Source organism: Mesorhizobium sp. M6A.T.Ce.TU.016.01.1.1, from assembly GCF_003997065.1.
GTDB classification, from domain to species: domain Bacteria; phylum Pseudomonadota; class Alphaproteobacteria; order Rhizobiales; family Rhizobiaceae; genus Mesorhizobium; species Mesorhizobium mediterraneum.
Map to the genome: position 1 here is coordinate 48,736 of NZ_RZTJ01000020.1, position 12,258 is coordinate 60,993.

At 62.5% G+C, this 12,258-nt stretch carries 10 protein-coding genes; 2 read left to right on the top strand and 8 right to left on the bottom strand.

All coding sequences use genetic code 11. The features are described from left to right. Window positions 1-4 precede the first annotated feature (4 nt). Both EOC94_RS26915 and EOC94_RS26920 read right to left on the bottom strand, forming a co-directional pair. Complete coding sequence (locus tag EOC94_RS26915; RefSeq protein ID WP_127294520.1) at window positions 5-1,228, bottom strand: DUF459 domain-containing protein; 1,224 nt, start codon at window positions 1,226-1,228, stop codon at window positions 5-7. A gap of 117 nt (window positions 1,229-1,345) precedes the next feature. Next, on the bottom strand, window positions 1,346-2,572 hold the full coding sequence (locus EOC94_RS26920; RefSeq protein WP_126105124.1) for a lytic murein transglycosylase: 1,227 nt from the start codon (window positions 2,570-2,572) through the stop codon (window positions 1,346-1,348). 204 nt (window positions 2,573-2,776) lie between these two features. Between EOC94_RS26920 and galU the strand changes: the two genes are divergently transcribed. Then, window positions 2,777-3,691 carry a UTP--glucose-1-phosphate uridylyltransferase GalU gene (galU, locus tag EOC94_RS26925; RefSeq protein ID WP_185928333.1) on the top strand — a complete coding sequence of 305 codons (915 nt, stop codon included), beginning with the start codon at window positions 2,777-2,779 and terminating at the stop codon, window positions 3,689-3,691. A 152-nt stretch (window positions 3,692-3,843) separates the two neighbouring features. Here the strand turns inward: galU and EOC94_RS26930 are convergent, their stop codons facing one another. After that, window positions 3,844-5,556 carry an outer membrane beta-barrel protein gene (locus EOC94_RS26930; protein ID WP_127294522.1) on the bottom strand — a complete coding sequence of 571 codons (1,713 nt, stop codon included), beginning with the start codon at window positions 5,554-5,556 and terminating at the stop codon, window positions 3,844-3,846. A gap of 151 nt (window positions 5,557-5,707) precedes the next feature. Here EOC94_RS26930 and EOC94_RS26935 point away from each other — a divergent pair, with 151 nt between their 5' ends. Then, window positions 5,708-6,709, top strand: a complete 1,002-nt coding sequence (locus tag EOC94_RS26935) for a KpsF/GutQ family sugar-phosphate isomerase (RefSeq protein WP_095484067.1) — start codon at window positions 5,708-5,710, stop codon at window positions 6,707-6,709. Window positions 6,710-6,756: 47 nt separating this feature from the next. Here the strand turns inward: EOC94_RS26935 and EOC94_RS26940 are convergent, their stop codons facing one another. From EOC94_RS26940 to EOC94_RS26960, 5 genes are all read right to left on the bottom strand, one after another. After that, entirely contained in the window at window positions 6,757-7,227 is a 471-nt protein-coding gene (locus EOC94_RS26940) for an NfeD family protein (RefSeq protein ID WP_095484068.1), read from the bottom strand. Window positions 7,228-7,237: 10 nt separating this feature from the next. Next, entirely contained in the window at window positions 7,238-8,188 is a 951-nt protein-coding gene (locus EOC94_RS26945) for an SPFH domain-containing protein (protein WP_095484069.1), read from the bottom strand. Window positions 8,189-8,438: 250 nt separating this feature from the next. Continuing rightward, complete coding sequence (gene hemH / locus EOC94_RS26950) at window positions 8,439-9,491, bottom strand: ferrochelatase (RefSeq protein WP_095484070.1); 1,053 nt, start codon at window positions 9,489-9,491, stop codon at window positions 8,439-8,441. A 146-nt stretch (window positions 9,492-9,637) separates the two neighbouring features. After that, window positions 9,638-11,686 carry a bifunctional UDP-sugar hydrolase/5'-nucleotidase gene (locus EOC94_RS26955; RefSeq protein WP_127294524.1) on the bottom strand — a complete coding sequence of 683 codons (2,049 nt, stop codon included), beginning with the start codon at window positions 11,684-11,686 and terminating at the stop codon, window positions 9,638-9,640. Window positions 11,687-11,865: 179 nt separating this feature from the next. Continuing rightward, window positions 11,866-12,237, bottom strand: coding sequence for a hypothetical protein (locus EOC94_RS26960; protein WP_095484234.1), 372 nt, complete (start codon window positions 12,235-12,237; stop codon window positions 11,866-11,868). Window positions 12,238-12,258: the final 21 nt, after the last annotated feature.

The following is a 12,258-nucleotide window of genomic DNA, read 5'->3' on the forward strand; positions in this document are numbered from 1 at the left end:
CGTATCAAGGATTGATCGCCGTTGTCGTTTCGTTTGCGGCCGCCGCCGCAGGCTGCGCCCTGGGCGGCCAATGGAAGTCGTCGGCGCGGCCGGGCGAAGCATCTGATGCCTTGCCCTCGACGACGAGTTTTTCGCCGAGCCCGTCCGCCTTTGCCGGCGGCGCTGCGCCGAGAAGCTCCGAACCGCCATCGAGCGCCGGATCGTTGAGCAGCATCGGCACGGTGCGATCGACGGCCATGGGTGCCGGTGCCGGCGCCTCGACGGGAGCGCCCGCTGGCGCATAAGTAGCCGGTGTGCCCGTGGGCGCGGTCATGCCAAGCATCTTCATCAAGGGTTTTTCGGCATAGAAGGCGAGCTTGCGTTTGCCGGCTTTCGACACATAGATGCCGTCGTCGGTGCGCAGGCGCACCGGCTGGCCGTTGATGTCAGGCCCGCTGGTGACAAAGGCGCCGTCCTCGTCGACGAAACCGTCCCAGATGTCGACGAATTCACCGCCGTGACTTTCGGCCGTCGAGCGGTAGATGTCGTTGAAAGCCAGCATGTCGGAGGTCATCTTCGGCGCCTTGAATGCCGGCATGCCGACCCACAGATACGGCACCTTGGCCGATGCAATGGCCTTGCCGAACGCTTCGGTCCGGCGTTCGTACTCCTTGTCCCAGCCTTCGGACCGCGGCTGTTCGCGCTCATCGTTCACGCGCATTTGCTGCCGATCATTGGAGCCCAGCATGACGATCACGGCGGCGGGCTTTTCGGTCTCGACCAGCGACTTGATCTGTTCGGGCCAGTTGTAGAAATCGTCACGCACGAAACCGGACGAACCGTTGCTGCGAACGACGATCCTGATTTTGTTGTTTTCGGCAAAGGCGGTATCCAGACCTTCGGCAAGGCCACTCGCCATGAAATCACCGACCACCAGAACGGTGCGGGCATCCGGCGCCTTCTCGACAATGGGGGTTGTCGGCTCAGCCGGCCGGCGCGGCGCGGCGCGGGGCTTTTTTGCCCTGGCCTTCGGCGGCCTGGCTCTCTGAATTTGTCGCGGCGGCGGTTCCACCCGCTCGCTTCGGCGCAGAAACAACAGGTCGCGCAGCGACCAGCCACGCCTTTGTTCTTCCTGCGCTACGGCCGGCGTATGAAAGGCGGCGGCAGTACTGACGGCCAGAACGGCAACAGCCAGAATCAGGATCGGCACGCGACGAAGGATCACCTGGATACGCGCAGCCGAAATCAATCACCCTCTCCATCCCTTAAGAGCGCCGGACCCAAGTCCAACCGTGCCGCCGCTCGAGCATCGGATTGCCAACGGTTTTGGGTCCGATGCTCCAGGTTGTTGTCTCCCTATGCGAGGCTAGTTCTGCCTGAGCCATTTGAGCACTTCCATGCTCGGATGTCCGTCCTGGGTCAAGCCAGCCTTCGCCTGGAAGGCCATGATGGCGGCCTTCGATCCCTCGCCGATCTTGCCGTCGAACTTGCCGTCATAGTAGCCGTACTGGGAAAGCCGCTGCTGAAGCTCTTGCCTCTCCTCGAAGGAGAGCTTCGTGAAAGGCCGCTTCCAGTCCTGCACAAGCCCACCATAGCCGGCGATTTCGTCGGCAAGAAGGCCAACGGCAACCGCGTATTTGTCGGCATTGTTGTAGCGCTTGATGACCGAAAAATTCTTGATCATCAGGAAGGCCGGGCCGCCGCGGCCGCCCGGTACTTTCAGCGTGGCCTTCTCCGCACCGCTCTTGAAGGGCTTGCCGTTGACACGCGTGACACCCAGCGCTTGCCATTGCGACAGCGACTTCGATCCGGCCGGGAACTTCTTCCCATCGGGAAGGCTGACTTCATAGCCCCAGGTCTTGCCGGCCTGCCAGCCGTTCTTCCTGAGCAGATTGGCGGCCGTGGCCAATGCATCGGGAATCGAATTCCAGATGTCGCGCCTGCCGTCGCCATCCATATCGACCGCATAGGCCTGATAGCTGGTGGGAATGAATTGGGTATGGCCCATGGCGCCGGCCCATGAGCCGCTGAGGTGGCTTTTGTCGATGTCGCCCCTTTGCAGGATCTTCAGCGCCGCGATCAACTGGGTGCGGGCAAATTTCGATCGCCTGCGGTCGGCATAGCCAAGCGTTGCCAGCGAACGCACGACATTTCGCATGACCTCGTCGCGCTTGAGGATTTCGCCGTAGTTCGATTCCATCGACCAGATGGCCAGCAGGATGTAGCGGTCGACGCCGTATTTTGCCTCGATCCTGTCCAGCCAAGGCTTCCACTTCCTGGCCATCTGCTGGCCGACAGCGACCGACTGGTCATGGACGCGGTTGTCGAAATAATCCCAGGCGGGCGCGGTAAATTCGGGTTGATAACGCGCTTTTTCCAGCACGACCGGATCGGCATCGCTGATCCCCTGGAACGCCTGGTCATAAACGGCGCCGGAAACGCCGCTCTGCACTGCGGTGGCGCGGAAGCTCGCCACCCATTGCCGGAAGCCGGCGTCGGCAAAAGCAGATCCGGCGGGCATCAGCAGGGCGAGCGAAAGGCTGGCGGCCGCAACGACGCTGGTGAAGCGCTTTGCGGCGTTGCGAACGGACATCTTTTCCTCCTTCATCATCACAGGAAGATCATTCATCGCCGAAGCCGGTTAGCAATTGGTTTACCATAGGTGCCGTTGGGAACGAAAAGCCGCGTCGGTGCTTTACGGACTACAAATTTTTTTCTGACCAGCCGTTCCATAATCCTCGATTCCGGCACGAAAATGTCTCGAAGCGGGATTGCCGAACAGGCTTACAAGCGGATAATTGACAGCATGAAGAGAGTTCGCAAGGCAGTTTTCCCGGTCGCCGGTCTCGGCACCCGGTTTCTCCCGGCCACCAAGGCCATACCCAAGGAAATGCTGACTGTCGTCGACAGGCCAGTTATCCAGTATGTGGTCGACGAGGCACGCGAAGCCGGCATCGAGCATTTCATCTTCGTGACCGGCCGTAACAAGGCGGTCATCGAGGACCATTTCGACGTCCAGTTCGAACTCTATGACACGCTCGCCCAGCGCGGCAAGAACGACGAGCTCGCCCGCCTGCAGCGGCTGCAGCCCTCGCCGGGGCAGACCAGCTTCACGCGCCAGCAGGTCCCGCTTGGCCTTGGCCATGCCGTTTGGTGCGCCCGCGAGCTCGTCGGGGACGAGCCCTTCGCGCTGCTTTTGCCTGATATGATCATGCAGTCGGAAAAAAGCTGCATGAAGGAGATGGTCGAGCTTTATGCCGAGACCGGCAACAACATCGTCGCGGTTCAGGAATGCGACCCCGCCGAGGCCCATAAATACGGCATCGTCGGTCGCGGCGAGGATACGCATCACGGTTTCCGCATCACCGGCATGGTGGAGAAGCCGAAGACCGGCACGGCACCCTCCAATCTATACATCAACGGGCGCTACATCCTGCAGCCGGAGATATTCGGGATTCTCGAGGGCCAGGAAAAGGGCGCCGGCAACGAGATCCAGCTCACCGATGCGATGCTGAAGCTGGAGAAGCAGCAGCCCTTCTATGGCTGCCATTACCAGGGGCGCACCTTCGATTGCGGGTCGCCGGAAGGCTTTGTCGAGGCCAACGTCGCCTTCGCGCTGTGGCGCAGCGACGTGAACGGGAACATGGCGGGCGCCATCCGCAAGCTTCTCGACGAGTTGAAACCGTCAGAGCAGCGGGGTGCGGCGTTCTAGCGAGCTGACATTCAGCCGGCCTGCGAACGGCGGTTTTCTGCGCTTCCGGTACTTGCATAACCCAATGTAGGCCGCGTTCAGGTTCTCGAAACCGCCGTTCCCGCCACTGCCTGACCCGAATCTCGACATACCCAAACCTTCAACGGCTTGCTTTACGGCTGCAGCGTCACCCCGACGAAGATGCTGTGGGCCGTGTAGTCGCGGCCCTCCAGGTTGCTGGTCTGTTTTTCGGTTCTGGCGCGGGTGGTCAGTCCGGCATACCGGTTCAGCCACCATGTCAGTCCGGCCTCGGCGCTCAGCGTCAGGTCATGGCCGTCGGACCCGATGTAGTCGCGCCAGTCCACGCCGAGAGCTGCGTTCCCGGTCAGGTTGGCACGGATTTCCCGCTCGCCGGTGAGGCGGCCGGAGTAAAGGATGTCGCCGCTTTCGTCTGGGGTTGTCGTGCCCTCGACGGTCGTTTGGCCGGTGAGGCCGATCGTGGTGCCGCGTTCCGGCGACCATCTGAGGTCGGCGTTCACCGTGGCGCCCGAAATCGCCTCCAGGCGGTCGTCGTCGATCGCTTCCCGCAGCCAGCCGGCCGAGAATTCGCCGGCAAGCTTCTCGCCGAGGTCGAGTTCGGCGCCGGCCCGTACGCCAAGCCGTGTCGAGGATCGTTCGAAACCATTGGGGTCGACGCGCAAATCATAGACGCGGCGGCCGATTTCGACCTCGGTGAAAGGCGTGATGGCGGGAGAAATCTCATAGCCGGTACGCAAGGTGGCGGTATAGAGCGTCGAGTCGCGGGCTTTCTGCGACACCGTTCCGCCCGTCGAAAGCTTGGCGTCGCCATAGATGTCGCGTTCGACCGCGCCGGTCAGTGCAAAGCGCATCTTGCCGGCATCCTTCTCGACCGCGAGGCTGCCGTCAATGGTCTGGCGCACTGGCTGCTCGATGGTGCCTTCGACGACGACCGGCGACGAAGCCGATTCCGGCGCCGCCTCGTAACCGAGCTTGGCGATGGCGCGCAGATCGTTGTCGAGGTCGACATTGAGCGTGCCGTCGACTCGGCCCCGCAACTCCTGAATCTCGTCGCCCGATATGGTCTTGAGAAAAGTGCCGTAGCCGTCGATGACAGCCGAATTCTCTCGCCAGTCGGAGACGGCATTGAAGCGCAGCGTCGTTTCCGACAGCAGTGCCGGCTTGCCGTCGGCGCTTGAATCGGCATTCGACGAGGCCGTCAGGCCTTGTTCGAGCGTCGGCCTGATCACGAACGAGCCGAGTTTGATGCCGGTGGCGGCGAACGGGTCGTCCTCGACCTTCCTGTCCCGACCTTCGATGGCTTCGGCGCGCTCGGCGCCCGGATCGAGCTCCTGCCTGTCGGCGGAATCAATTGTCACGGCCCGGCGGTTGGTGGCGTCCTGGTCTGTCCCGGCGGTGTCCGTGTCGTCCGTCGTGGCTGCAGTCGCGGCGGTGGCTTCTGCCTCGGCGGCCTCTGCCTCGTCTTGATCGGCCGCCCGTTGCGTTGCGCTCGATGGTCGGCGTGGCGGGACGGGAGCGGGCGTTTCCGCAAACGGATCGTCGGTGGCTTCCGGCGGATCGAAAATGCTGCCGGTCGCGGGCGCCGTGTCATCGTCCTGTACGGCGCCCGGGCTGGCCGGCTGATAGGTGGGCGCCGGCGCATCGCTTTGGGTGGTTGCGCCGGCCTGTGCCGTCTGATCCTGGGCGCCGGCCAGAATCGCCGATTCCGAAACCTCGCCGCGCAGCTCGGTTACCTGGGCATAGGGCTGCGCTGGTCGCAGCAAGGCGAAGACGCTGGTCGCCAGCAGCAAGGCGCAGACCGCCTTGCCGTTTCGTCTTCTTTTCATTTCAGGCTGGGCCCCGGACATCGCCACCACTGCTTGCGCGGCGCGCGCGCGCCATACTTACCGAACCGTAAACGGGGATGGTTAACGGAGGGTTGAGGCGGCGGTTCATCAGCCCGCACTGAATGGCAATTCCGTTGGACAGGCGCATGGCAAAGCGCTAATCGCATCAGCCATGCATGCGGGATCCCCAGACAAGAAGCGGCTCGACGGGCAAGCTTCGATAGCCTCGGCGCTCAGAACGGTGGCAACCGAGCAGGCCGGTGTCGCGGCGCTGGCGGCTGCGCTCGAAAACGGATTGGCCGAACCGTTCGCGCGCGCCGTCGACATGGTGTCGCAGATCGAAGGCCGCGTCATCGTCACCGGCGTCGGCAAGAGCGGTCATATCGGCTCGAAGCTGGCCGCGACACTCGCCTCGACCGGCACACCGGCGTTCTTCGTCCACCCTGCCGAAGCCAATCACGGCGACCTCGGCATGATCGCCAGGGACGATGCCATCATCGCCATGTCGTGGTCGGGCGAGAGCCTGGAGCTCAAGGGCATCATCGCCTATTCCAGGCGCTTCTCGATCCCGCTGATCGCGGTCACCGCCGGAGAGAGATCGGCGCTGGCGCGCGAGGCCGATGTTGTGCTTCTGCTGCCGCGCGCGTCGGAGGCCTGTCCGCATGGCCTGGCGCCGACGACATCGACGCTGCTGCAACTGGTGATCGGCGATGCGCTGGCCATTGCGCTGCTCGAAGCGCGCGGCTTCACGCCGGATCATTTCCGCACCTTCCATCCCGGCGGGCAACTTGGCGCCAATCTGACGCAGATCCGCGACATCATGCATGTCGGCGACAGGCTGCCGCTGGTGCCTTCCGGCACCGGAATGCGCGAAGCGATCCTCGAATTGTCGCGCAAGGGGTTTGGCTGCGTGGCGATAACCGCCGAGGACGGTGCGCTGATCGGCATCATCACCGACGGCGACATCAGGCGCCACATCGGCAGCAATCTTTTGGCGATGAGCGTCGATCAGGTCATGACCAAGGAGCCGAAGACGGCCGGGCCGGACACGCTGGTGGCGACGGCGCTGCAGACGATCAACAATTCGGCCATCACCAGCCTGATGGTGGTCGAGGGCAAACGGCCGGTCGGACTTGTCCATCTGCACGACCTGCTGCGCATCGGCGCGGCCTGACAGACATCAGAGTCTGCTTGAAAGTCACTCCGCGGAGATGGGTGGGATCAGCCTTGAACCGCCTCGACCGTCAGCTCCAGATCGGTATCGGCCGCGCCCGTCACGCGCACCTGCGTGCCGGCCGGCAGATCGGGGCCGGAGACGCGCCATAGCGTGTCGCCAAGCTTTATGCGCCCGCGCCCGTCCTTGATCGGCTCGGCAAGCGTCGCCATCCTGCCGATCATTTGTGCGCCGCGGCGGTTGAGCAGTGGCTGGTCGGTCGGGTCATGGCGCCCACCCACCAGTCTCTTGCCGACATAGGTTGAAACCAGCGACATCGCGAGGAAAGCGAGGACCTGGACCTGCCAGGTCCAGAAACCCGCGTCCCAGATGAGCAGGGAGACTGCACCGATCAGCAGCGCGGCGATGCCGATCCATAGCATGAAGATGCCCGGCGCGATGACCTCCATTACGAGGAGGACGAAACCGAGAACCATCCAATTCCAGGGGCCGAGTTCGGAAATGATGCGGTTGAACATGGGATCGGCCTCAGGTCTGGCTGGGGCGAACCACGGGCGGGCGTGAAGCTTGCCGCGCGCCGCCGGCAGTGCCTTCGCTCCCGAAGATTTCCTTGGCGATTGCGCCGATGCCGCCGAGCGTGCCGATCAGTGATGACGCTTCGATCGGCATCAGCACGACCTTGCTGTTTGTGGCAGAGCCGATCTTGGTCAGCGCTTCGGTGTATTTCAGCGCGACGAAATAGTTGAGCGCCTGCACGTCGCCCTTGGAGATCGCTTCCGACACCACCTGTGTGGCGCGGGCCTCGGCCTCGGCGGAGCGTTCGCGCGCCTCGGCGTCGCGGAAGGCGGCTTCCTTGCGGCCCTCGGCTTCCAGGATCTGCGACTGCTTGAGGCCTTCGGCGTCGAGGATCTGCGCGCGCTTGTTGCGTTCGGCCATCATCTGGCGACCCATCGATTCAACAAGGTTGGCCGGCGGATTGATGTCCTTGATCTCGACGCGGGTGATCTTGATGCCCCAGGGATGTGCCGCCTCGTCGACGACGCGCAGCAAGCGTTCATTGATGGCATCGCGGTTTGACAAAAGCTCGTCGAGGTCCATCGAGCCCATCACGGTACGGATGTTGGTCATCGTCAAATTGAGGATGGCGTTCTGCAGCCCGGCGACCTGGTAGGCGGCCTGTGCGGCGTTGAGCACCTGGTAGAACGCGACGCCGTCGACGGCGACGGTGGCGTTGTCGCGGGTGATGATCTCCTGGGTCGGGACGTCGAGCACCTGCTCCATCATGTTCAACTTGGCGCCGATGCGGTCGACGAACGGCACGATGAGGTTGAGGCCGGGACTCAATGTCTTGGTATAGCGGCCGAAGCGTTCGACGGTATAATTGTAGCCTTGCGGGATTGTCCGAATGCCTTTGAAAAGCACGAGCACGACAAGAGCGACAAGAACAAGAAGCGCGATATCGAAACCACTGAAATCCATTTGGCTCTCCCTCAGATGCCGAGCACGTTAGAGCGACGCGCGTTCACCGGACGCACAAAGTACGCTCTAATTTTTATACCTGCACATCATGCTTCCCAAAAATCGATTCCGATTTTCGTGCCGATGCGATAGTCGTTTCCATACAACCGACTTCACCAAACACTTAAGTGTGTTTCAGAAATGTTACAATCAGGTGATCGCGGATTGCCGGTGTATAGACAGCCGCGCTAGCTGCGCGATTAAACCCGCTTCAGATCCAGCCTGACAGTTCGCGCCGCACCATCGCCTCGATCACCGCCATGCCCTCGGCACTGTCGTTGAGGCAAGGGATGTGCGCGAACGTCTCGCCGCCGGCGTGATGGAAAGTCTCGGCCGCCTCCCTGGCGATCTCGTCCAGCGTCTCGATGCAATCGACAGAAAAGCCCGGATTGACGATGGCGATCGATCTCACGCCTTCTCCGGCTAATTTCTCGACCGTCTTGTCGGTGTAGGGCTGCAGCCATTCCTGCGCACCGAAGCGTGACTGGAAGGTGGTAATCAGCCTCTTCTCATCCCAGCCGAGCTTTTCGCGCAGCAGCCGGGTCGTCTCCAGGCAATGGGCCTGATAGGGATCGCCCTTATCGGAATAGGGTTTCGGAATGCCGTGATAGGAGGCGATGACCACCTCAGGCTCGAAATCGAGGGTCGCCAGATGGCGCTCGATCGAACGGGCAAGCGCCTCGATATAGACCGGTTCGGCATAGTAGGGCGGCACGCTGCGGATCGCCGGTGCGCGGCGCATCTTCATCAGCGCGCGAAACAACTGGTCGTTGGCGGTCGCGGTCGTGGTCGCGGAATATTGCGGATAGAGCGGAAAAGAGAGAATGCGGTCGCAGCCTTGCGCGACCAGCCCTTTGGCGACGCTCTCTGTCGAAGGATTGCCGTAACGCATCGCCCAGTCGACGACGACATCGGGCAGGTCGCGCAGCGCTTCGGTCAGCTTTTCGCTCTGGGCGCGGGTGTAGGTGCGCAGCGGCGACTCGTTGCGCTGCCGGTTCCAGATCCTGGCATAGTTGGCGCCTGACTTCTTCGGCCGCGTGGTGAGAACCAGCCCATAGAGGATCGGGTACCAGATCGCCTTGTTGAGTTCGATGACGCGCGGATCGGACAGGAATTCCCTGAGATAACGCCACATCGGCTTGAATTCGGTGCCGTCGGGCGTGCCGAGATTGACCAGTATGACACCGATCCTGCCCGCTCCGACCGGCGGCAGCGGGCCGAGGGCCTTCGCAGCCTTGGGATCGACAGGGTTGGAAAGCGTCATAAAGGGATCTCCGGACACCGCGCGAAACTAGCGATGCCACGCCGGTTTTCAATGCAGCGTCTGGCCGCACCTTATCTTAACCTCAGGCGGAAAGCAGAAAACCCGCCCGGTTACCCGGACGGGTTTTCCGACAATGACGGAAGAACTTAGTTTGCGGCCGGCATAGTCAAGGTTGCGCCGACGGGAAGGCGGCGCGGTTCGTAGTTCTTGTTGGCGTCGGAGATCGTTTTCCACTTGGCGCCATCGCCATAGGCCTTCTCCGCCAGATCCCAATAGGTATCGCCGGCAACGATCACATGGCTGCTTTCGGCCGGTGCGGCCTCGGCTGGCTTGGCCGGTTCCGCTGCAGGAGCCGGTGCCGCAGGCGCTGCCTCGGCTGGTTTTGCGGACTCGGCAGGTGCCGGCGTTGGCGGGGCGGGTTCCGCCGGGACCCCCGGTGGCGTCGTGGCGATGTCGCTTGAACCCGCCGGGGGTTCGGGCATCGCCGGCTCCGCAGTTGCGGCTGGAGCCGTTTCTGACGGTTTTGCGGGCTCGGCCGGTGCGGGCGCAGCCTCGGCCGGCTTGGCCGGTTCCGCAGCGGCGGCCACCGCGGCCTCGGTGATGCGGCCATCGAGCTTCGGCGTATAGGGCCGATGCGCGCTGAGATAATCGGCGACCACCTGTTCGAGGCCCGGACCGTAATCATAGGCGTTCTTGGCCTTGTCGGCGAACACCTTGTAGCCGTCGCCGCCCTGGCGCACATAGTTGTTGGTGGCGACTAGGTAATCCTTGTCTGGATTGATCGGGGTCCACGCGCCGCCTTCCATGACCTCGACCGACTTGACGCGCCCGGCATTCGGGGCGGCCGATTTGTCGAATGAATACTTCAGGCCGGCAACCTGCGGGAAGCGTCCGGCACCGTCCTCGATCTGGCTGAGACCGTTCTCGAGCCCGGCAACCAGATCCTTGCCGGAAATCTGGAAGGTCGCCAATGTGTTCTGGAATGGCAGCACGTTCAGCACTTCGCCCATGGTGACGGTGCCCTGATCGATCGAGGCGCGCAGACCGCCGCCATTCGAGATGACGATCTCGACGCCCTGGTCCTTGACGCGGTCGAGGACGGCATCGGAGACGAGGTTGCCCATCTCGCACTCGCGGGTGCGGCAATTCTCACGGCTGCCGTCGATCGCCTTGGTGGTTTCGGCGACCTCCTGGTTCTTCAACGCCTCGATCGGCGCGCCGAGTTCTTTAATGCGGGCAAGCACGGCGGGATCAGGCGTGATCAACTTGTCGAGGTAGATCGGGTCACCACTGGCTTGCTTGACGATGCCGTTGTCGTCGAACACGACCTTGAATTCGCCGAGATATTTCGAATAGGACGCCGCCTGGACGACCGGCACTTGGTAGCCGTCCGGATTGTCGACCATCGTCGGGTAGGGGCCTTCAGCCTTGGGGTCGGTGTTGGACAGCAGCGAGTGACTGTGGCCGCCGACCACCACGTCGACACCCGGGATCTTGGCGATGACGTCGCGCTCGCGCTTGTAACCGATATGGGTGACCGCGATGATCTTGTTGACGCCTTCTCCCTTCAGTTTTTCGACCTCTGATGTGATCGACTTGACGTCGTCTTCGATCTTGACGTTAGGGCCTGGCGAAGCGAGCTCCGGCGTGTCGTTGGTGACCGCGCCGACGATGCCGATCTTCTGACCGCCGACCTCGATGACGATCGACGGCTTTACGCGGTCACCGAGTTTGGATTGCGCGTTGGCCTTCACATTGGCGCCGAGCACCGGAATCTGGATCATATCGAGGAACGGCGCAAGCGCCGCCTCGCCGTCGTCGAACTCGTGATTGCCGACCCCCATGGCGTCGAATTTCATCTGGTTGAGGAATTCGCCTTCGGTCTTGCCCTTGTAGGTTATGTAGAAGAGCGAGCCCTGGAAATTATCGCCGGCGCTGAGCAGCAGCACGTTCTGGCCTTCCAGCTTCTTGCGCTCCTGGGCGATCGCCGTGATCAGCCGCGCCGCGCCGCCGATGCACTCGCCCTTGGTCTCCTCTTCGGCCGAGCAGGTCGATTCATATTTATTGTTGCTTTCGATGCGGCTGTGCCAGTCGTTGATGTGCAGGATGTTCAGTGTGTAGTCGGCAAAGGACACGCCGGCCGACAGACCAAGCGCGGAGGCCGAAAGGGCGGCAATGGCGGCGATCTTCTTCATTTTCGTCTCCCCGATGACCTGTTTAACGCCCTTGCTTGACTGCAACATAACAGCCAGCTTTTTTGCCATGTTCACATCGCGTTTCGGCCGATGCAAGCAGAATCGGGGTCAGCTTTGCCGGCGCAAAAAAGACGGCGGCCTGAGGCCGCCGTCCTTTGCAAAAGCAGTTCAGTGTGGGCTCAGGTGCGCCGCGTCAGCACAAAATTCTGCCCGCTCGCGCTGGTGCAATTGAGCTGCGAGGTGGAGATCAACAAGCAGTTGAAGCTGATGGGCGTCTGGCGGATCAGCGAAGTGCCTTTGATCTCGACCGAAGTGCCGCCGGTCATCGTGTAGCTACCGTCGGCAAGTTTCTGGCCGGTGTCGGTCGCGACGGTGTTGAAGCCACCGCCGGCGAAGGTCGACAGGCCCGTGCCTTGCGCATCGATCCATGAGCCTTCGACCGGGCTCCGTGCGGCCAATGGCGGCCCGCCCGGGCCGGCGGTGGTGCATGCCGCCAAGGCGGCAGCGGCCGCGACAATGCCGGCCGAAAGCAGTTTGCGCGCAATCGTCATCATCAAGATCCTCTCCTCTCG